Source organism: Pseudomonas sp. MF08831 (assembly GCF_059862645.1).
Map to the genome: position 1 here is coordinate 111163 of NZ_JCBCUX010000003.1, position 20494 is coordinate 131656.

Annotated in this window: 17 protein-coding genes; 5 read left to right on the forward strand and 12 right to left on the reverse strand. The window is 61.5% G+C overall.

All coding sequences use genetic code 11. The annotated features are described in order from the left end of the window. Positions 1-123 precede the first annotated feature (123 nt). The 5 genes from AC19YS_RS06725 to AC19YS_RS06745 all read right to left on the reverse strand — a co-directional run bounded on the left by AC19YS_RS06725 (position 124) and on the right by AC19YS_RS06745 (position 7345). A complete protein-coding gene (locus AC19YS_RS06725; RefSeq protein WP_106575713.1) occupies positions 124-1146 on the reverse strand; it encodes a putative 2-aminoethylphosphonate ABC transporter substrate-binding protein in 1023 nt (340 codons plus the stop codon). Positions 1147-1168: 22 nt separating this feature from the next. After that, positions 1169-2875 (reverse strand): putative 2-aminoethylphosphonate ABC transporter permease subunit, encoded by a 1707-nt coding sequence (locus AC19YS_RS06730; RefSeq protein ID WP_119737401.1) that lies wholly within the window; start codon positions 2873-2875, stop codon positions 1169-1171. A 1-nt stretch (position 2876) separates the two neighbouring features. Continuing rightward, a complete protein-coding gene (locus tag AC19YS_RS06735; RefSeq protein WP_106575715.1) occupies positions 2877-3941 on the reverse strand; it encodes a putative 2-aminoethylphosphonate ABC transporter ATP-binding protein in 1065 nt (354 codons plus the stop codon). 235 nt (positions 3942-4176) lie between these two features. Then, complete coding sequence (locus AC19YS_RS06740; protein ID WP_106575716.1) at positions 4177-5040, reverse strand: LysR family transcriptional regulator; 864 nt, start codon at positions 5038-5040, stop codon at positions 4177-4179. A gap of 16 nt (positions 5041-5056) precedes the next feature. Continuing rightward, on the reverse strand, positions 5057-7345 hold the full coding sequence (locus tag AC19YS_RS06745; protein ID WP_500601280.1) for a heavy metal translocating P-type ATPase: 2289 nt from the start codon (positions 7343-7345) through the stop codon (positions 5057-5059). A gap of 85 nt (positions 7346-7430) precedes the next feature. On the opposite strand from AC19YS_RS06745, the gene cadR reads away from it, so the two are divergent. Further along, entirely contained in the window at positions 7431-7880 is a 450-nt protein-coding gene (gene cadR / locus AC19YS_RS06750) for a Cd(II)/Pb(II)-responsive transcriptional regulator (protein ID WP_119737395.1), read from the forward strand. Between the two features lie 140 nt (positions 7881-8020). On the opposite strand, the gene AC19YS_RS06755 is transcribed toward cadR, so the two are convergent. Together AC19YS_RS06755 and lgt are read right to left on the reverse strand one after the other, a co-directional pair. Beyond that, positions 8021-8854 carry a thymidylate synthase gene (locus AC19YS_RS06755; protein ID WP_106575719.1) on the reverse strand — a complete coding sequence of 278 codons (834 nt, stop codon included), beginning with the start codon at positions 8852-8854 and terminating at the stop codon, positions 8021-8023. A 54-nt stretch (positions 8855-8908) separates the two neighbouring features. Then, positions 8909-9721 (reverse strand): prolipoprotein diacylglyceryl transferase, encoded by an 813-nt coding sequence (gene lgt / locus AC19YS_RS06760; RefSeq protein ID WP_056857664.1) that lies wholly within the window; start codon positions 9719-9721, stop codon positions 8909-8911. A gap of 214 nt (positions 9722-9935) precedes the next feature. Between lgt and AC19YS_RS06765 the strand changes: the two genes are divergently transcribed. After that, positions 9936-10682 (forward strand): NRDE family protein, encoded by a 747-nt coding sequence (locus AC19YS_RS06765; protein ID WP_200622270.1) that lies wholly within the window; start codon positions 9936-9938, stop codon positions 10680-10682. Between the two features lie 98 nt (positions 10683-10780). Here the strand turns inward: AC19YS_RS06765 and ptsP are convergent, their stop codons facing one another. Together ptsP and AC19YS_RS06775 are read right to left on the reverse strand one after the other, a co-directional pair. Beyond that, positions 10781-13060, reverse strand: coding sequence for a phosphoenolpyruvate--protein phosphotransferase (gene ptsP / locus AC19YS_RS06770; protein ID WP_500601282.1), 2280 nt, complete (start codon positions 13058-13060; stop codon positions 10781-10783). Positions 13061-13082: 22 nt separating this feature from the next. After that, positions 13083-13562, reverse strand: a complete 480-nt coding sequence (locus tag AC19YS_RS06775; protein WP_003176750.1) for an RNA pyrophosphohydrolase — start codon at positions 13560-13562, stop codon at positions 13083-13085. 143 nt (positions 13563-13705) lie between these two features. Between AC19YS_RS06775 and AC19YS_RS06780 the strand changes: the two genes are divergently transcribed. Next, a complete protein-coding gene (locus AC19YS_RS06780) occupies positions 13706-14362 on the forward strand; it encodes a histidinol-phosphatase (protein WP_179609974.1) in 657 nt (218 codons plus the stop codon). A gap of 109 nt (positions 14363-14471) precedes the next feature. On the opposite strand, the gene AC19YS_RS06785 is transcribed toward AC19YS_RS06780, so the two are convergent. Both AC19YS_RS06785 and ilvA read right to left on the reverse strand, forming a co-directional pair. Then, positions 14472-14885, reverse strand: coding sequence for a DUF2269 family protein (locus AC19YS_RS06785; protein ID WP_124418687.1), 414 nt, complete (start codon positions 14883-14885; stop codon positions 14472-14474). Positions 14886-14925: 40 nt separating this feature from the next. Further along, a complete protein-coding gene (gene ilvA / locus AC19YS_RS06790) occupies positions 14926-16440 on the reverse strand; it encodes a threonine ammonia-lyase, biosynthetic (protein WP_106575723.1) in 1515 nt (504 codons plus the stop codon). Between the two features lie 137 nt (positions 16441-16577). On the opposite strand from ilvA, the gene rpiA reads away from it, so the two are divergent. Together rpiA and AC19YS_RS06800 are read left to right on the forward strand one after the other, a co-directional pair. Continuing rightward, complete coding sequence (rpiA, locus tag AC19YS_RS06795) at positions 16578-17249, forward strand: ribose-5-phosphate isomerase RpiA (RefSeq protein ID WP_119737384.1); 672 nt, start codon at positions 16578-16580, stop codon at positions 17247-17249. Positions 17250-17616: 367 nt separating this feature from the next. Continuing rightward, positions 17617-19563: an autotransporter domain-containing protein gene (locus AC19YS_RS06800; RefSeq protein ID WP_500601283.1), complete on the forward strand. Its 1947-nt coding sequence runs from the start codon at positions 17617-17619 to the stop codon at positions 19561-19563. On the opposite strand, the gene AC19YS_RS06805 is transcribed toward AC19YS_RS06800, so the two are convergent. Further along, entirely contained in the window at positions 19564-20472 is a 909-nt protein-coding gene (locus tag AC19YS_RS06805) for an SdiA-regulated domain-containing protein (protein WP_214247455.1), read from the reverse strand. Positions 20473-20494 lie beyond the last annotated feature (22 nt).

The window sequence follows — 20494 nt, forward strand, 5'->3', positions numbered from 1 at the left end:
ATGGTGTCCTGAATTCGAAGCCGCTATCGCCGGCAAGCCAGCTCTCACATTTTTGATTTATGAACACCGTCAAATGTGGGAGCTGGCTTGCCGGCGAAGAGGCCATCAGCCCTAACGAAAAGCTTACTGACCGGCCACCTTCTCGGACTTGCCGTCATAGCGCTTGCGCCATTCAGTCAGGATGCTGTCGCGGTTTTTCGAGGCCCAGGCAAAGTCGTTCTTGATCAGGCGTTGCTCATAGTCGGCGGGCAATTCGGTCTGCGGCTTGGCGATACCGGGCTGGGCAAGTACGGCAAAATTGTCTTTGTACAGGTCCATCGCCGCCGCGCTGGCGGAGAAGTCCGCGAGCTTTTTAGCCGCATCGGCGTGGGCAGTGCCCTTGATCACAGCAGTCGCTTCAATGTCCCAGCCCAGGCCTTCCTTGGGCAGGATGATGTCCAGCGGCGCGCCCTGGCGTTTCAGTTGAACGGCGGGGTACTCGAAGGAAATACCAATCGGGAACTCACCCGAGGCCGCCAGCTTGCACGGCTTGGAACCGGAGTGAACGTACTGGCCGATGTTCTGGTGCAGGTCGTCCATGTACTGCCAGCCCTGCTTCTCGCCGAAGGTTTGCAGCCAGGCACTGACATCCAAAAAGCCGGTACCGGAAGAGGCCGGGTTGGGCATCACGATTTTGCCCTTGTACTCAGGCTTGGTCAGGTCTTGCCAGCTCACCGGCTTGGTCAGGCCCTGCTTCTCGGCTTCGATGGTATTGAAGCAGATGGTTGCGGCCCACACGTCCATGCCGACCCACGCCGGCGGGTTGGCAGCGTCGCGGTAGTTTTTGCCGATCTTGTCCAGGCCCTTCGGCGCATAGTTATCCAGCATGCCTTGCTGATCGAGAATCGCCAGGCTAGAGGCAGCCAGGCCCCAGACCACGTCGGCTTGCGGGCGGTCTTTCTCGGCCAAAAGTTTGGCGGTGATGATGCCGGTGGAGTCGCGCACCCATTTGATCTCGACGTCGGGATTGGCCTTTTCGAAGGCCTGTTTGTAGGTCTTCAACTGCTCGGCTTCGAGGGCCGTGTACACAGTCAGCTCGGTCTTGGCGAAGGCATTCAGGCTGAATGCGGTGAGTACGGCAGCGACCAGCGCCAGGGGCTTGAACATGGAGCACCTCCTTCAAGGATGTTTATTGGCCGGGCGCGGTCTGGCGCCAGGCTTGTGAGCGACGCAGCGCGCCACGTGAGGCCCACGCCAGCAGCAGCGAGACGCCGGCCGAGGTGAACAGAATCAAGGTCGACATGGCCGCCGCACCGCCCACGTTGCCGGCGTCGTCCATGTTCAATACGGCGACGGCGGCGAGGATGGTGTCGGGGCTGTAGAGGAAGATTGCGGCCGACACGGTGGTCATCGCCGACACAAACAGGTAGCGCACGATGTCCAGCAGCGCCGGCAGGCAAATCGGCACGGTGACACGCAGATAGTGGCGGTACAACGGCGCCTTGAGGGACAGCGCGGCGGCTTCGAATTCGCTGTCCAGCTGGCGCAAGGCCGTGGTCGCGGTCATCTGCGCGGTGGTCAGATAGTGCGCAATGGTGCACACCACCAACAGGGTCATAGTCCCGTAGAACACATGCAGCGGGTTGCCGACCAAATTGAAAAAGAACACGTAGCCCAGGCCCAACACCAAGCCCGGCACGGCCATCGGCACAAAACTGAGCATGCGCAGGGCCAGGTTCAGGCCCTTCTGGCTTTTGGTCTTTTCCATCAGGTAGGCGCCGGTGAAGATCAACACGCTGCCGATCAGCGCCGTGCACAGCGCCATGGTCAGGCTGTTGCGATAGGCCAGCCAACCGCCGCCGGCCGTGTCTTCGAACTGGTAGTGGTTGAGCGACAACGACAGGTTGTACGGCCAGAATTTCACCAGCGAGGAATACACCGCCATGCCGAATACCAGCAGCAACACCGCGCAGATCAGCAACACAATGGCCAGGTAGCAACCATCGCGCAGCCGCGACGGTGCCGGCTGGAACACCTGGGCGCGGCCGCTCATGGCATCGCCCTGCCGACGTCGCAGCCAGGCATCGACGCCAAAGCTGAACAGCGCCGGTAGCAGCAACACCATGCCGATCAACGCGCCGCGACCAAACTGTTGCTGGCCGACCACCGCCTTGTAGGCTTCCAGCGCCAGCACCTGATAATCGCCGCCTACTACAACGGGTACTCCGAAGTCGGTGATGGTCAGGGTGAACACCAGGCAAAACGCGGCGAACACCGCTTGGCGCGTGGCCGGCCAGGTGATGCTGCGAAACGCCCGCGCGGGGCTGGCGCCCATGCTCGATGCCGCATCGAAAAGCCGCGCATCCGCCAGCGACAGAGCCGACAGCAGGATCATCAAAGCGTGTGGGAAGGTGTAGATCACCTCGCCCAGAACAATGCCCCAGAAGCCGTAGATATTGTCCGAGAGCACACCGCGCAACAGGCCTTGGTTGCCGAACAGGTACACCAGCGCAATCCCCGGCAGCATCGACGGCGCCATCAACGGCAGCAGTGACAGACCACGCCACATCGCTTTGCCGGGAATCAGCGTGCGTTGCAGGGCGTAGGCAAAGAGGTAGGCCAGCGGTACGACGATGGCCGCCACGCTCAGGGAGACTTTCAGGCTATTGCCCAGCAGCCAGTGGAAGTTAGCGCTCGTCAGCATTTCCCGCGCCGCAGCAAGACCGCCGCCCTGCCCGGCTTCACTGCTGAAACCGCGCCAGAAGATCGCCAGCAATGGCAGCAATACGGCGACACCCAGCAGCACCAGCCACAGCAGTTTGCCGCCGAGCACAAAAATACGGTCGCCGTTTTCGGCGCGCGATACCGGGCGCGGCAGTGTCATCACAGCCGCCATCTCAGGCAAACACCTGCAGGCTGCGCGGCGGCAAGGCGACCCAGATGTCCTGGGCACCCAGGCGTGGCATGGCTTCCGGGGCCAACTCAGCCAGCAGCGCGTGGCCGGGCAATTGTTCCAGTTCAAACCGCATGCGGCAGCGATTGCCAAGAAACGTGATCTCGCGAACCTTGGCCGGGAACAGGTTTTCTTCATGCACCGGCGGGTTGACGCTGATGGCTTCCGGGCGGCAGAACAAGCGCCCGGATTTCGCCATGCCAGCATCATCGGCCAGGCGCATGTTCATCCCGCCAACCTGGGCATGGCTCGCACTGTTGCGGCTGAACGGCAGCCAGTTACCCTGGCCGACAAACTCGGCCACAAACGGCGTGGCCGGGCGGTCGTAGATTTCCTGGGGCGTGGCGTATTGCTCAACCTTGCCGTTGTTCATCACGGCAATGCGGTCGGCCATCAGCATGGCCTCGTCCTGATTGTGGGTGACCATCAGTGTGGTGATACCCAGGCGCCGCTGCAGCTGGCGCAGCTCGGTGCACAAATGCTCGCGCACACGGGCATCGAGGGCCGACATGGGCTCGTCGAGCAGCAACAGCGATGGCGCCGGTGCCAGGGCACGGGCCAGGGCGACGCGTTGTTGCTGGCCGCCGGAAAGTTGGCCGGGGTATTTCTTTTCGCTGCCCAGCAGGCCGACCAGTTCGAGCATCTGGCCGACACGCGTGCGCACCTCATCGCGACCGCTGCCGGTGAGGCCGTAGCCGATGTTCGCCTCGACGGTAAGGTTGGGAAACAGTGCGTAGGACTGAAACAGAATGCCGTAGTCCCGCGCCTGCGGTGGCAGCAGGGAAACGTCGCGGTTGCCCAGGCGCAGCTCACCGCTGTCCTGGCGTTCCAGGCCGGCGATGCAGCGCAGCAAGGTGGTTTTGCCGCAACCGGACGGGCCCAGCAGGCACACCAGCTCGCCGGCGGCGACGTCCAGGGACACATTGTCCAGCGCAGTGAAGGCACCGAAGCGTTTCTGGATACCGCGCACCGTCATTGGCGCGCCGGGGTGGGTCAGGGCTGTGTTCATGGAGGCACCTCATCAAACTGATGAAGGCCATGCTAGGTGGGCAATGCGTACCTGGTGTGGCAGGAAGGCAAAACGCGGTGATAGTGGTATTGGTGGATTTGGGTAGGATTTGGAGACTGTGTCGTCAGGGCTGACGCCATCGCGGGCAAGCCCGCTCCCACATTTTGATTTGTGAACGCATTCAAAGGTGGGAGCTGGCTTGCCTGCGATGGCGATTGCAATGCCACAGCAAATCTCAGAGTGGCGACATTTCCTGCGCTAACCCAAGAAACGCAGCCGGCAGACGCGCCGACTTTCGTTCCTTGAGGCAGTACAAATACTCGGGAATCTGCGGCGCGTTCTCGATGGTCAGCACGCGCAACTGCGGGTCATGAGGCACTTCCTGACGAGCGATGATGCTGATGCCGATATTGCGCAGCACCGCCTCGCGAATCGACTCACGGCTGCCAATCTCCAGCAGCGGCCCGTAACTCACGCCGGCGCCCTGCAGCATTTCTTCGGTCAGCCGCCGCGTGGTGGAGCCTGCCTCACGCATCAGCAAGGTATGCCCGGCCAACGCATTGAGCGGCACGTGATCAAGCTTGGCCAAGGGATGGTTGCGGTGCACCGCCAACACCAAAGGATCGGTGCCGAGCACGCGGCGAATCAGGCGGGGGTCTTCCAGCAGTTGGGAGGACGCGGCGACATCGACGCGGTAATCGTCCAGCGCTTCGAGCACCTGCTGGGAGTTGCCGATTTCCACCGACACCTCCACTTGCGGCAGGCGTTCGCGAAAGGCTTTGACCAGGTCGAGGATGTAATACGGCGCCGTTGCGGCAATCCGTAACGTGCCCTGGACCTGTCCGTTGTTGCGCAGGAAGAACTCGATGTCGGCTTCCTGCTGCAACAGCGCCTTGACCATCGGCAGCAGGCGCGCGCCGTCGTCGCTGACGGTGAGGCGGCGCCCGCCACGGTAGAACAGCTCAACGCCGTATTGGCTTTCCAGGTTGCGAATCTGGGTAGTCACCGTGGGCTGGCTCAGCCCGAGTTTTTTCGCCGCCTGGGTAATGCTGCCCAGGCGGGCGACCATAAAAAACGCCTTCAACTCGGCACTCAGCACACCACCCTCACATCAATTATTTGCGCAACAGGCGCAGGCCATTGAACACCACTAGCAGGCTTACGCCCATGTCGGCGAACACCGCCATCCACATGGTCGCCATGCCGAGGAAGGTGACTGCGAGGAAGATCGCCTTGATCACCAGCGCCAGGGCGATGTTCTGCTTGAGGATACTCGACGTTTGCCGGGAGAGCCGAATGAAAGCCGGGATCTTGCGCAAATCATCGTCCATCAAGGCCACGTCGGCGGTCTCGATGGCGGTGTCGGTACCGGCGGCGGCCATGGCAAAACCGATCTCGGCGCGGGCCAGCGCCGGGGCATCGTTGATGCCGTCGCCGACCATGCCTACGCGGTGGCCTTGGCCGTAGAGGGTCTCGATGGCTTGCAGTTTGTCGGTGGGCAACAGGTCGCCCTGGGCCTGGTCGATACCAACCTGGGCCGCAATCGCCTGGGCGGTGTGGGTGTTGTCGCCAGTGAGCATCAGGGTCTTGATGCCCAGGTCGTGCAGTTGCTGGATGGCTTCGCGGCTGCTGTCCTTGACCGTGTCGGCCACGGCGAACAACGCCAGCGGCCCGGACTTGTCGAGCAGCAACACCACGGACTTGCCTTGTTTCTCCAGCGCGAAGAGCTTTTCTTCAAGCTCGGGTGAACACAGGCCAAGGTCTTCCACCAGGCGGTGGTTACCCAAGTGATAGGTTTCACCGTTGATATCTCCGCGCACACCACGCCCGGCCAGGGCCTCGAAGTTATCCACAACGTGGCTCTGCAGGTTTTTATCCACAGCCGCATTGGCGATGGCCAGCGACACCGGGTGGTCGGAGCGTCCGGCCAGGCTGGCAGCCAGGGCCGGCGCGCTGTCTTCGATATTGGGAAACAGCGCCAGGTAATCGGTTTGCACCGGTTTGCCGTGGGTGATCGTGCCGGTTTTGTCGAGGGCCAGGTAGTCGAGCTTGTAACCGCCTTCCAGGTACACACCGCCTTTGATCAGGATGCCTTTACGCGCGGCCGCGGCCAGGCCGCTGACGATGGTCACCGGGGTGGAGATCACCAACGCGCAGGGGCACGCGACGACCAGCAGCACCAGGGCGCGGTAGATCCAGTCGAACCACACGCCCGCCATGAACAGCGGCGGGATAATCGCCACACCCAGGGCAAACAAGAACACCGCCGGGGTGTAAACCTTGGCGAAGGTGTCAACAAAGCGCTGGGTCGGCGCCCGAGCGCCTTGGGCCTGTTCCACGGCGTGAATGATGCGCGCCAGCGTTGAGTTGTTCGCCGCTGCGGTGACTTTGTATTCCAGCGAACCGGCCTGGTTGATGGTGCCGGCGAAGACTTTATCGCCCACGCCCTTTTCAATCGGCAGGCTTTCACCCGTGATCGGCGCTTGGTCGATGGTGGATTGGCCGGCGGTGACTTCACCGTCCAGGCCGATGCGCTCGCCGGGCTTAACCCGCACGATGGCGCCAAGCTCGATGCTTTTGACTTCTTGTTCGATCCACCCGCCGTCGGCTTGCTGCACCGTGGCTTGTTCCGGGGTCATCTGCATCAGGCCACTGATGGCATTGCGCGCTCGGTCCAGGGACTTGGCTTCGATCAGCTCGGCGACGGTAAACAGGAACATCACCATCGCTGCTTCCGGCCATTGGCCGATCAGGATCGCGCCGGTGACTGCGATGCTCATCAGCGCGTTGATGTTCAGATTGAGGTTCTTGAGCGCGATCCAGCCTTTTTTGTAGGTGGTGAGACCGCCGCTGAGGATCGACACCAACGCCACCAGTGCAATCACCCACGTCGGGGCTACACCGGTGAAATGCAGCACTTCAGCGCCCAGCGCACCGACGCCGGACAGCGCCAGCGGCCACCAGTGTTTCTTGGCCGGCGGCGCGGCGGCGGGGGCGCCTTCTTCGATGGGGTCGGCCTGCATGCCGATGGATTTGATCGCGTCGATGATCGGCGCAGTGCTCGGCAGGTCATGGGTGACGCCGAGGATACGGTTGATCAGGTTGAATTCCAGCTGCTGCACGCCGGCGAGCTTGCCCAGTTTGTTCTGGATCAGCGTCTGCTCGGTGGGGCAGTCCATGGCTTCGATGCGAAAAGTGCTCAAGCGCGAGCCCGCAGTCGGCGCTTCACTCAACGTGACCACGGCAGGCGCTGCCTTGCTGGAGCAGCACGTGTCGCCGTGGCTGGCGTGGTCGTGCTTTTTGACCGGCGTCAGTTTGGCGCCGTGATCGTGGCTATGGTCATGGTCATGGTCATGATCGTGCTTGTGATCATGCTTTTTGGGGGTGTAGATGGAATCGCTCATTCTGTCGCGTCCGTAAAGGTGCCTGTTGCCAAGTAAAGACCCTGTAGCCACTATAGGGTCAAGCACCCATTTGGAGATTGCTGCGATGAAGATCGGTGAATTGGCCAAACTGACCGACTGTCAGGTGGAAACCATCCGTTATTACGAGAAGGAAGGCCTGCTGCCGCCACCTGCGCGCACTGACGCCAACTACCGGGTGTACACCCAGGCGCACACCGAGCGGCTGATCTTTATCCGCAACTGCCGCAGCCTCGACATGACCCTCGAAGAAATCCGCAGCCTGCTCGGGCTGCGCGACAGTCCTCAGGACCAATGCGAAAGCGTGAATGCGTTGATTGATGAGCATATCCACCACGTGAAAGCGCGGATCGATGGACTGCTGGCGTTACAGGAACAGTTGCTGGACCTGCGCCAACGCTGCGGCGGTGGGCCGGGATTGGATCAATGCGCGATTTTGCAGCGACTGGAGGTCAGCGGCAGTGTGGCGGCCAGCGAGGCTGAGCCTTCGCACGTGGGCAGAAGCCACGGCCATTAACTCAAGTGAACACGGACCCAATGTGGGAGGGGGCTTGCCCCCGATAGCGGTGGTTCAGTCACCCGGTGGGCGACTGGCAGACTGCCATCGGGGGCAAGCCCCCTCTCACACAAGCCCATCCATTAAGACCAAGACAGTCTTTAGATGGCCACGTCAGCCTTGATGCTTGGGTCCGCGTCGTAGCCGACGATTTCAAAGTCTTCGAACTTGTAGTCGTAGATCGACGCCGGTTTGCGCTTGATCACCAGCTCCGGCAGCTTCTTCGGCGTGCGCGCCAGCTGGGTGCGGATTTGTTCCATGTGGTTGCTGTACGCGTGGGTGTCGCCGGTGGTGACGATGATCTCGTGCGGGATCAGGTCGCATTGCTGGGCCAGCATGTGGGTCAGCAACGCCAGCGCGGCGGTGTTGTATGGCAGGCCGAGGAAGACGTCGGAGCTGCGGATGTACAACTGCATCGACAGATGGCCGTCATGCACAAACGCCTGGTACAGCAGGTGGCACGGCGGCAGCGCTTGCTTGCCGTTGCGCGCGTTTTCCTGCGGGCTCTTGGTTTCGTCCGGCAGGTATTCGACGTTCCAGCCGTGGAACAGGATGCGACGGCTGTTGGGGTTGTTCTTCAACGTGTCGACCATGTAGTCGATCTGGTTGATCTTGCCGCCGTCCTTGGTCGGCCAGGCGGTCCACTGCTCGCCGTACACCGGGCCCAGGTCACCGTCTTCGGTGGCCCACTCGTCCCAGATTTTCACGCCGTTTTCGTTCAGCCACTTGATGTTGGTGTTGCCACTCAACATCCAGATCAATTCATTGGCGATGCTTTTGAAGTGAAGCTTCTTGGTGGTCAGCAGCGGGAAGCCGTCGGCCAAGTTATGCCGATACTGACGGGCAAACACGGCTTTGGTGCCGGTGCCGGTGCGATCGCCCTTGGTCAATCCATTGGTCACGACGTCGTTCAGTAGTTCGAGATATTGCTTCATGTAAGTACCCGTAGCGTAGAAGCCGAGGCTCTGCAAAAGCCTCGGCATTCGAATTTAAAGCGCGGCGTTCTTGATGCCCTGCGGACGGTTGTAAGCCCACCACAGCAGGCCCAGGCCCGCCAGAATCATCGGCATGCTGAGAATCTGCCCCATGGTCAACCAGCCCCACGCCAGGTAGCCCAGCTGTGCATCCGGCACACGCACGAACTCGACGATAAAGCGGAAGATCCCGTAGAACAGCGCGAACATCCCCGACACGGCCATGGTTGGGCGTGGCTTGCGCGAGAAGATGTACAGAATCAGGAACAGTGCCACACCTTCCAGGGCGAACTGGTAGAGCTGCGACGGATGGCGCGGCAACTGCGCCGGGTCGCTGAATGGCGGGAACACCATGGCCCACGGCACGTCGGTCGGCTTGCCCCACAACTCGGCGTTGATGAAGTTACCGATACGCCCGGCACCCAGGCCAATCGGCACGAACGGCGCGACGAAGTCCATCAGCTGGAAGAACGACTTGCCGTTACGGCGGCCGAACCACCACGCGGCGATCATCACGCCGACAAAGCCGCCGTGGAACGCCATGCCGCCCTTCCACACCTCAAAAATCAGCGTCGGGTTGGCGATATAGGCTGGCAGGTCGTAAAACAGCACATACCCCAGACGCCCGCCGACGATCACGCCCATCGACATCCAGAACACCATGTCGGAGAGTTTCTCCTTGGTCCAGGTCGGGTCGAAACGGTTCAGGCGCCGGGAAGCCAGCAGCCAGGCACCGCCGATGCCGATCAGGTACATCAACCCGTACCAGTGGATTTGCAGCGGACCGATGGCCACGGCCACCGGGTTGATCTGCGGGTAAGGCAGCATTGCGACTCCTCGTTAAATCATTAGTCATGGCGCACCGGACCATGCCGGTGTGCGATTAAGCCTGCGTTACAGCCGCTATTTCAAATTAAGAAGTTCACACGCGCCCAATAGCCCCGCATGTTAACGGATGGAAGGCGTGCGGCCCAACTTCGATACGATGGAACGCCCGCGTTTGTCTGGGTAGAGTGGAGCAAAACACAAAGGGGAATGCCTTATGTGCCTGATTGTTTTCGCCTGGCGACCGGGCCACGCCCATCCGCTGATCGTCGCGGCCAACCGTGATGAGTTCTACGCCCGCCCCAGCCTGCCGCTGGCCCAGTGGCCGGATGCGCCGCACATTTACGCCGGCCGCGACCAGGAAGCCGGTGGCACCTGGCTTGGGGTCAGCGCCGAGGGGCGCTTTGCGGCCCTGACCAATATCCGCGACCCGCACCAGCCGCCGTCACGTAAGTCGCGCGGGGAACTGGTGGCGCGATTCCTCGGCGGTTCACTGTCAATTGACGACTACTTGGCCGACGTTAACGGCCGTTCGATTGAATACGCCGGGTTTAACCTGTTAGTGGGTACGCAGAATGAGCTGTGGCATTACAACGCCAATGAGACTACGCCGACACAACTGAAGGCCGGGGTTTATGGGTTGTCCAACGCCGGGCTGGATACGCCATGGCCAAAGCTGCTCAAGGCCAAGGCGGCATTTGGCGAATTATTGGAAAATCCGCAGCCGCAGGCTTTGCTCGACATACTGAGCGACCCGCAGACCGCCCCGTTTGCCGACTTGCCGGACACCGGCGTGGGGTTGGCGACCGAGAGTTTATTGTCGAGTGTGTTTATTGCCAGTCCCAGTTATGGGACCCGGGCGAGTACGGCGTTGATTGTGAATGCGGATGGGTCACGGCGGATGGTGGAGCGTAGCTTCGGGCCGCTGGGTGGCCGACTGGGTGAAGTCGAACTCAACATTTAGCGGTGACTGGACTGGCACCATTGCAGGCAAGCCAGCTCCCACAGTTGGAATTCATTCCCCTGTGGGAGCTGGCTTGCCTGCGATGGCCGTGCCTCGGTCTAGAGGGTCTTCGCCGAGGCCGGGTTGATCATCCGCGTCAGCCCCAGGTTCTTCAGCGCCAACTGCAGCGAGCTGTGGATAACTTGCGGGTTGTCGATAGTCATCAGCTCGGCCAGCAATTCCTTGGCCATGCTCAGGTTCACCTGGCGCAGCATCCACTTCACCTTCGGCAAGTTGGTGGCGTTCATCGACAGGCTGTCAAAGCCCATCGCCATCAACAGCACCGCTGCGGCCGGGTCGCCGGCCATTTCACCGCAGATGCTCACCGGCTTGCCTTCGGCATGGGCGTCGCGCACCACATGTTGCAAGGCTTGCAGCACCGCCGGATGCAGGTAGTCGTAGAGGTCGGCCACCCGTGGGTTGTTGCGGTCCACGGCCAGCAAGTACTGGGTCAAGTCGTTGGAGCCGACCGAAAGGAAGTCCACCTGCCGCGCCAGCTCTTTAGCCTGGTACACCGCCGCTGGAATTTCGATCATCACGCCGATCGGCGGCATCGGCACGTCGGCACCTTCGTCGCGCACTTCGCCCCAGGCGCGGTGAATCAAATGCAGAGCCTCTTCCAGCTCATGGGTGCCGGAGATCATCGGCAACAGGATGCGCAGGTTGTTCAGGCCTTCGCTGGCCTTGAGCATGGCGCGGGTCTGCACGAGGAAAATTTCAGGATGGTCGAGGGTCACGCGAATGCCGCGCCAGCCAAGGAAGGGGTTGTCTTCCTTGATCGGGAAGTAAGACAGTGACTTATCGCCGCCGATGTCCAGGCTGCGCATCGTCACCGGCAACGGGTGGAAGGCAGACAGTTGCTCGCGATAAATCGCCAGCTGCTCCTTCTCGCTCGGGAACCGTTGGTTGATCATGAACGGCACTTCGGTGCGGTACAGCCCTACCCCCTCGGCGCCGCGCTGTTGCGCGCGGGCCACATCGGCGAGCAGGCCGGTGTTGACCAGCAGCGGCACGCGGTGGCCGTCGAGCGTCACGCACGGCAGTTCGCGCAGCGAATCGAGGCCCAGCGCCAGTTGCTTCTCTTCTTCCACCACTTCGGCGTATTGCTTGCGCAACAGCTCGCTGGGGTTGGTAAAAACTTCGCCGCGATGCCCATCGACGATCATGTCGATGCCGTCAACCTTGGAATACGGCAGGTCCACCAGGCCCATGACCGTCGGGATACCCATGGCCCGGGCCAGGATCGCGACGTGGGAGTTCCCCGAACCCAGAACCGAGACCAGGCCCACCAGTTTGCCTTCCGGCACTTCGCCGAGCATGGTGGCGGTCAGCTCTTCACTGATCAGGATGGTGTTGTCGGGGTAGACCAGGTTGGTGGTGCGGTCTTCCTGCAGGTAGGCCAGCAGACGGCGACCAAGGTCACGCACATCCGAGGCACGCTCGCGCAGGTAGGCGTCGTCCATCAACTCGAAACGGTTGACGTGATCGGTGACCACTTGGCGCAGCGCGCCCTGGGCCCACTGGCCGGTCTTGATCACGGTTTTGACTTCATTACCCAGCGACGCGTCGTCGAGCATCATCTGGTACACGTCGAATAGCGCGCGCTCTTCGGGGCGCAGTTGCGTGGCCAGCTTGGTCGACAGGTTGCGCATGTCGGCGCGCACGCCTTCCAGGGCGGTCTTGAACAGTTTGATTTCGGCGTCGATGTCGTGGACGGTCTTGTCCGGCACCACATCGAGGTCGGCCGGTGGCAGCATGACCACCGCCGTACCGACGGCAGCCCCCGGCGAACCCGGCACGCCGACGAACTTGGCTTCCTGGATGCCCTTGCCCTGACGGCCCAGGCCGCGAATCGAGCCCGTCGCCTCGGCGTGGGCAATAACCCCGGCGAGCTGCGCGCTCATGGTCACGAGGAAGGCTTCTTCACCTTCGTCGAACTGGCGGCGTTCTTTTTGCTGGATGACCAACACGCCGACAACGCGGCGGTGGTGAATGATCGGTGCGCCGAGGAACGAGGCGTAGCGCTCTTCGCCGGTTTCGGCAAAGTAGCGGTAACGCGGGTGATCGGCCGCGTTTTCAAGGTTCAGGGGTTCTTCACGCGTCCCCACCAGGCCCACCAGACCTTCATTGGGCGCCATGCTGACCTTGCCGATGGAGCGCTTGTTCAGGCCCTCGGTGGCCATCAGCACAAAACGGTTGGTCTCGGGGTCCAGCAGGTAAACCGAGCAGACCTGGCTGCCCATGGCTTCCTTGACGCGCAACACAATAATCCCCAACGCCGCCTTGAGATCCTTGGCGGAGTTAACTTCCTGGACGATCTTGCGCAGCGTATTGAGCATGGCTCGGGGTCGAACTCCGTCGTCAGTCGCGCGCTAAAAGGCGCGGGGCAAGCTCTTTGAGAGCGCGACGATAAACCTCGCGCTTGAATGTCACCACCTGGCCCAACGGGTACCAATAACTGACCCAACGCCAGCCATCGAACTCCGGTTTACCGGTCAAATCCATCCGCACCCGCTGCTCGTTGGAGATCAGGCGCAGGAGAAACCATTTCTGCTTCTGGCCGATGCACAGCGGTTGGCTGTGGGTACGCACCAGGCGTTGCGGCAAACGATAGCGCAACCAGCCACGGGTACAGGCCAGAATTTGCACATCTTCGCGCTCAAGGCCGACTTCTTCATTCAACTCACGGTACAAGGCGTCTTCAGGGGTTTCGTCGGGGTTGATTCCGCCTTGAGGAAACTGCCAGGCATCTTGGTTGATTCGGCGAGCCCATAGCACCTGTCCGGCATCATTCGTAAGAATAATCCCGACATTAGGACGGAAACCATCGGGGTCGATCACGGCAACAACCTCGCAAACGCATGTCACCGCATTGTTCCACAAACGTTGTTCCAGCGGCAACGAGGCTTCTTACCTTATGTGCACTCTTGTGAAAAGACCGTATTCTGGACGCCTTTTTACAGACTTTTCAGCGAGTAACTGCAATGCGCCTGGCTTTATTCGACTTGGACAACACGCTTCTGGGCGGTGACAGCGATCACGCCTGGGGCGATTACCTCTGCGAACGCGGGATTCTCGACGCGGTGGCCTACAAGGCCCGCAACGACGAGTTTTACCAGGACTACCTGGCCGGCACGCTGGATAACGCCGAGTACCTGAACTTCTGCCTGGAAATCCTCGGCCGCACCGAGATGGCCCAGTTGAACGAGTGGCACAACGACTACATGCGCGACTGCATCGAGCCGATCATGCTGCCCAAGGCCATGGAACTGCTGGCCAAGCACCGCGCTGCGGGCGACAAGCTGGTGATCATCACCGCCACCAACCGCTTCGTCACCGCGCCGATTGCCGCACGCCTGGGCGTTGAAACCCTGATCGCCACTGAGTGCGAGATGGAAAATGGCCGCTACACCGGGCGCAGCACCGACGTGCCGTGCTTCCGAGAAGGCAAGGTGACGCGTTTGAATCGTTGGCTGGAAGAGACCGGCTATAGCCTGGAAGACAGCTACTTCTATAGCGACTCGATGAATGATTTGCCGTTGCTGGAGCAAGTGACCCACCCGGTGGCGGTGGACCCGGATCCGAATTTGCGGGCTGAGGCCCAGAAGCGTGGCTGGCCGGTAATCACGCTGCGTAGCTGATGGCCCTATCGGGGCAAGCCCCCTCCCACCTTTAACCGAGTAGATCCTTTGGAATGCGGTCGAGTGTGGGAGGGGCTTGCCCCCGATGCAGCCGACGCGGTTTAAAGCCTTAAACCGGCTTGGCGCCCATCAACCCGGCAATCGCCACAAACCCCACCAGGCTGACCACCGCCAGCACCAACGTGAAATTCAGGCTACCGCCCTCGCCTTTACGCAGGCGATTAAGTCGCGCCACCAGCCAGAACCAGGCCAGCGCCGCCACGGTGTAGAGGATGCTGGAGCCCAGAATCCAGGTTTGCCCCAGCGGCCAGCCGATCAGGTGCGCCAGCCACCAACCGGTAAACGGCATGCTGACCATGCACACCCCCATCAACAACCACACAAACGCCCACGGACGTTGCACGGTAGCGGTCGGACCGGCGCTGCGTTTGCGCCAGGCCAGTACCGCCAGGCCCAGGCCGCTGAGCAGCAGTAACACAGTGGCGGTGATGTGGATCACCTTGAGGGTGGTCAGCGTTTCCATGGTCTTGATTCCTTGAAGGCCGCTCAGTCAGCGTAGTCGCTTAACCGAGGAACAGCTGGTAGGCCGGGTTTTCGCTTTCATCCCAGTACGGGTAGCCGATTTGCGCCAAGGCCGCCGGCACCAGATGGCGCTCGTCCGCCGGCACTTGCAGGCCCGCGACCACACGGCCATCGGCCGCGCCGTGGTTGCGGTAGTGGAACATCGAGATGTTCCAGCGCCCGCCCAGTTTGTTAAGAAAGTTGAACAGCGCGCCCGGACGCTCCGGGAACTCGAAACGCAGCACCAGCTCATCGCTGACTTTGGCCGCGTGTCCGCCGACCATATGGCGGATATGCAACTTGGCCAGCTCGTTCTCGGTCAGGTCCAGCACCGGGAAACCCTGACTGGTAAGGCTGGCGATCAGCGCGCTGCGCGGGTCGTTTTCCGGGTGCGTCTGCACGCCGACGAAGATGTGCGCCTCGCGGCCGGAGTGATAACGGTAGTTGAATTCGGTGATCTGGCGCTTGCCCACAGCCTCGCAGAACGCCTTAAAGCTGCCCGGCTGCTCGGGAATGGTCACGGCGATGATGGCTTCGCGGCCTTCACCCAGCTCGGCGCGCTCGGCCACGTGGCGCAAGCGGTCGAAGTTGACGTTGGCGCCGGAGTCGATGGCCACCAGGGTTTGACCGGTGATGCCCCGCGTTTCCACGTATTTCTTGATTCCTGCCACGCCAAGTGCGCCAGCAGGCTCGGTGATGGAGCGCGTGTCGTCGTAGATGTCCTTGATCGCCGCGCAGATTTCATCGGTGCTGACGGTGATCACTTCGTCCACATAGTCTTTGCAGATATCGAAGGTGTGCTGGCCGATCTGCGCCACCGCCACGCCATCGGCGAAGATGCCGACGGTTGGCAGCACCACACGCTCGCCCGCTGCCATGGCGGCCTGCAGGCAGTTGGAGTCATCCGGTTCGACACCGATGATCTTGATTTCAGGGCGCAGGTATTTCACGTACGCCGCGATACCGGCGATCAGTCCGCCGCCGCCCACCGGTACGAAAATCGCGTCCAGCGGCCCAGGGTGCTGACGCAGAATCTCCATCGCCACGGTGCCCTGCCCGGCAATGGTGTGCGGATCATCGTAGGGGTGAATGTAAACGTAGCCTTTTTCGTCGACCAGTTTCAGCGAATACGCCAGCGCTTCCGGGAAAGAATCACCGTGCAGCACGACTTTGCCGCCACGCGAACGCACGCCTTCCACTTTGATTTCCGGGGTGGTCTTGGGCATCACGATGGTGGCCTTGACCCCCAGCACCTTCGCCGCCAGGGCCAGGCCCTGGGCGTGGTTGCCGGCAGACGCGGTGACCACGCCGCGCGCACGTTCCTCGCTGCTCAGTTGGGTCAGCTTGTTGTAGGCGCCGCGAATCTTGAACGAGAACACCGGCTGCAAGTCTTCACGCTTGAGCCAGACCGTGTTGCCCAGCCGCTCGGAGAGCTGGCGCGCGGTCTGCAAGGGGGTTTCTACGGCAACGTCGTAAACGCGCGAGGTGAGGATCTTTTTGACGTACTGTTCAAGCATCGGCGGGAATCACTGAGCAGGTTGGGCAGGGCCAAGGAGTCTAACCCGGCTTTTGGCCGGGCGACCACACGAATACCGAGGTTTTGTTGGGTTATACTCGCCGCCCTCGATAACTCCCCGCCCGTTCCGGAGCCCGCATGACCCAGGATCAACTCAAACAGGCAGTGGCCCAGGCCGCCGTCGATTTAATCCTTCCTAAACTCGACGACAAGAGCATCGTCGGTGTCGGCACCGGCTCCACCGCCAACTGCTTTATCGATGCACTGGCCCAGCACAAAGGTGCATTTGACGGCGCCGTGGCCAGTTCCGAAGCCACCGCCGCACGCCTCAAGGGCCATGGCATTCCGGTGTACGAGCTCAACACCGTGAGCGACCTGGAGTTCTACGTCGACGGCGCCGATGAAAGCGACGAACACCTGAACCTGATCAAAGGCGGTGGCGCAGCCTTGACCCGCGAGAAGATCGTCGCGGCCGTGGCCAAGACCTTTATCTGCATCGCCGACGCCAGCAAGCTGGTGGCGGTACTCGGCGCATTCCCACTGCCAGTGGAAGTCATCCCGATGGCCCGCAGCCACGTAGCTCGCGAGCTGGTGAAGCTGGGCGGCGACCCGGTGTACCGCGAAGGCGTGTTGACCGACAACGGCAATATCATCATTGATGTGTTCAACATGCAGATCACCAACCCGGTGGAGCTGGAGACGCAGATCAATGCGATCGTCGGCGTGGTGACCAATGGGTTGTTCGCCGCGCGTCCGGCTGATGTGTTGCTGCTGGGCACTTCTGAAGGCGTGAAAACCCTGAAGGCTTAAAAAACCGCGAATCCCCCTGTGGGAGCCGGGTTTGTGTGGGAGCGGGCTTGCTCGCGAATGCGCTGTGTCAGTCGCTGGATCAGTGGCCTGACACACCGTCTTCGCGAGCAAGCCCGCTCCCACATTTGCGATGGGCTGGCCTCGATAGTTATGTAACAAAAACGCTACTTTTCGCTGCATCCCCTCGCCAACATCGTGCGCCACCTCGCGGCATGTCACACCTCACTCAGTATCAAACCCGTTACAAATTACAGCCAGGCGACTCACGCGTTTAACAATGCGCCACTTTGCAATCGCTCAAGGAATGAGGCGCGCATTGTGCAATGGGTCTGGGCTTGACCTTCCCCATCACCTCAAGGACGACCTTGTGATAAAGCCCCTAGCCCTCGCGATCAGCGTGGTCGGCAGCCTGCTGTCGACACATACCCAGGCCTACGATTACGGCCAGCACGCCAACACCACCCTGGAAAAGCTGATCAACGATTACCCCGGCCGGTATCGCGGCACCGCCAATTTCGCCGGCGCAGCAGATTGGATGCAAAGCCAGATGGGCTCGGCCTATAGCCTCAGTCGCCAGAACTTCACCTGGAACAACGGCACTCGCGCCTCTCAAAACGTGGTGGCCTACGCCGCCGGCACCACGCCGCGGTACGTGGTGATTGGCGCGCATTTTGACACCTACTTCGGCCGCCCGACCCTGCAAGGCCTGGACGACAATGGCTCCGGCGCCAGCGTGCTGACCGAAGTGGCGAAGAACCTCGGCGGTCTGCAACTGGAAAACGGCCTGCAAATCGTCGGCTTCGGCGCGGAAGAGGAAGGCCTGCGCGGCTCCAAGGCGTTTGTCGACTCACTCAGCGCCAGCCAGCGCGCGAACATGCTGGCAATGATCAACCTCGACAGCCTGATCACCGGCGACATGATGTACGCCCACGCCGGCCAGAACAGCACGGCCAACCCCGCCCTGGCCTCGCTGCGCGAACACACTTTCCAGATCGCCAAGGAATTGAACATCCCCCTGTTCACCAACCCTGGCCTGGACCCGCAATACCCCAAGGGCACCGGCTGTTGCAGCGATGGCGAGCCGTTCGAGCCGCTGAAAATCCCGATTCTGTATATCGAAGCCACCCACTGGGAGCTGGGCGACCTGGACGGCTACACCCAAACCAACAACCCGAAAATTCCGGGTGGCTCGACCTGGCATGACCCGGCCGAGGACAACAAAGCCGTGCTCACCGACGCCTTCGGCCAGGCGCGCATCGACCAGCGCCTGCGCGACTATTCGCGCCTGCTCAGCCGCCTGGTGCTGGAGCTGACCAACGCCGACCTGATGGCCTCGACTGCCTCCGGCGGCGCCGTTGCACGCAACATGCAGGACAACCTACAGCGCCAGCACCAAGCCATGGTGCGCCTGCATGATCGGCGCTGGCTGAGCTTGCAAGCAGCCAGTCGCGAGGTTGGCAGCTTTGACGGCGAGGTTGGCGTGGACGGTGAATACACCCCGGACAGCGGCTTCGACAGCCCGCTCAACCCTGAAGCGCGGCGTTTGGGCGTGCACGCGCTCGGCGACTACCAACTCACGCCCAGCCTGAACATCGGCGCCAGCCTGAGCTACCTCAACGGTCGCGACAAACTCGAGCACCGCGGCAAACTCGACAGCGACACCTGGCAGGCCGCGGCCTACGCCTTGCTCAACGACGGCGGGCCGAGCTGGCTGGCCGGCGACCTGAGCGTGGGTCGTACGCGCTTTGATGCCAAGCGCAACTTGTTGATCCAGGCCAATGGCGGCCCGGTCTTGCTCAATCAGCAACTAAGCGGCAACACCGACGCATTGTCCTTGGGCGCGCGTGTCCTGGGCGGCTATGACTTCGACGTCGGCGCGGTCAAGAGTGGTCCGTTTGCCGGTCTGGATTACAGTCACTCGCGCATCGATAAATTCCACGAAAAACAGAACCTGCGCACGGCGCTTGAGTACCAGGAGCAATCTTTCGACTCCCTGGAAGCCAGCTTCGGTTGGCGCGTGCGCGGTGCCGTCGCCCTGCCCTATGGCGTGAGCCTGCTGCCTTACGGCGACATCGCCTGGGTCAAGGAATTGGCTGACGGGCGTCTCGACGACCTGCAATTGACCGCCCGCGCCGACGGCCGGGCGCGCACCGCCAAACTGGGTGCCGTGGACAAAAGCTTTGGCCGCGCCCAAGTCGGCAGCCAGCTGGCGATCACACCGCAGCTGGGCGTTTACGCCGAGGTAAACAGCCGCCTGGGGCATGCCGAAGGCAGCCAGACCGGCTATTCGCTGGGTGTGCAGTGGATGTTTTGATCAGGGTTTCTTGAACACGTAAAACAGGTTCGGCTCGCTGACGAGGTACAAGCTGCCTTCGTCGTCCATGGCGATGCCCTCGGCCTGAGGCACACGTTTTTGCAGGCCATGGCGCCCGTTGAGCAGAGAAAGGCTGCTGAGCGGGCGACCGTCGATGTCCAGCTCCAGCACCAGAAACGACTCATCCGACAGCGCCAGCAGATGGCCGCTGCGCTCGTCGTATTGCAAACTCGACAGATCGCGTACAAACAGTCCGGCATCGCGCTTGGGGTTGTTGATGACGTGCACCGAGTAGGTTTTTTCCGGCTTGAAATGAGGGAAACCGCGCACCTCGTAAATCAGCATCGGGTCGCGCTCCTTGGCCACAAACAGGCGCTTGCCGACCGAATCGTACGCCAGGCCCTCGAAACCCTTGTTGCCGCCCATGTGTAAACCCAATGTCATCTGCTCCGCATCGGCGGCGTCGAGGAACTGGGTGTCATCGTTCACGTGCACTTTGATCAGCCGCTGCTGATGCTCATCGCTGATCACGTAGATGTTGTCGCTGATGAACTCCACGGCCTCGGCATCGCCAAAACCCACCAGTGGAATGCGCCGCAAAATCTTGCCATCCAGGGACAGCTCGACCAGCTCGGCGTTTTTATTGGTGACGGTAAACAGGCTTTTGCGCACCGGGTCATAGGTGAGGGCCGAGACATCATCGTCGAGGCCTTCGATCACCTTGGCTTCCAGGCTGACGCGATAATCGGCCAGGCCGATGGAGCGCTCATCGGCCGGCTGGCGCCAGGCCTGCCAGTTAAACCATGCGCGCTCGAACAGACGCAATTGCTGTGCGACCACACCGGCGGCTACCAGGGCGATCAGCAGCACAGTAAAAAACGCGGGTTTGGGGCGGGCGAATCGACGCATCAGGGCAGCTCGAAGTCAAAAA

Coding starts and splice junctions, on each gene's coding strand:
- AC19YS_RS06785 (WP_124418687.1), bottom strand. CDS start 14,885: ATGGAAACGCTGACCACCCTCAAGGTGATCCACATCACCGCCACTGTG.
- ilvA (WP_106575723.1), bottom strand. CDS start 16,440: ATGCTTGAACAGTACGTCAAAAAGATCCTCACCTCGCGCGTTTACGAC.
- AC19YS_RS06730 (WP_119737401.1), bottom strand. CDS start 2,875: ATGGCGGCTGTGATGACACTGCCGCGCCCGGTATCGCGCGCCGAAAAC.
- cadR (WP_119737395.1), top strand. CDS start 7,431: ATGAAGATCGGTGAATTGGCCAAACTGACCGACTGTCAGGTGGAAACC.
- AC19YS_RS06780 (WP_179609974.1), top strand. CDS start 13,706: ATGCGCCTGGCTTTATTCGACTTGGACAACACGCTTCTGGGCGGTGAC.
- AC19YS_RS06765 (WP_200622270.1), top strand. CDS start 9,936: ATGTGCCTGATTGTTTTCGCCTGGCGACCGGGCCACGCCCATCCGCTG.
- AC19YS_RS06725 (WP_106575713.1), bottom strand. CDS start 1,146: ATGTTCAAGCCCCTGGCGCTGGTCGCTGCCGTACTCACCGCATTCAGC.
- AC19YS_RS06755 (WP_106575719.1), bottom strand. CDS start 8,854: ATGAAGCAATATCTCGAACTACTGAACGACGTCGTGACCAATGGATTG.
- AC19YS_RS06745 (WP_500601280.1), bottom strand. CDS start 7,345: ATGAGCGATTCCATCTACACCCCCAAAAAGCATGATCACAAGCACGAT.
- ptsP (WP_500601282.1), bottom strand. CDS start 13,060: ATGCTCAATACGCTGCGCAAGATCGTCCAGGAAGTTAACTCCGCCAAG.
- lgt (WP_056857664.1), bottom strand. CDS start 9,721: ATGCTGCCTTACCCGCAGATCAACCCGGTGGCCGTGGCCATCGGTCCG.
- rpiA (WP_119737384.1), top strand. CDS start 16,578: ATGACCCAGGATCAACTCAAACAGGCAGTGGCCCAGGCCGCCGTCGAT.
- AC19YS_RS06735 (WP_106575715.1), bottom strand. CDS start 3,941: ATGAACACAGCCCTGACCCACCCCGGCGCGCCAATGACGGTGCGCGGT.
- AC19YS_RS06805 (WP_214247455.1), bottom strand. CDS start 20,472: ATGCGTCGATTCGCCCGCCCCAAACCCGCGTTTTTTACTGTGCTGCTG.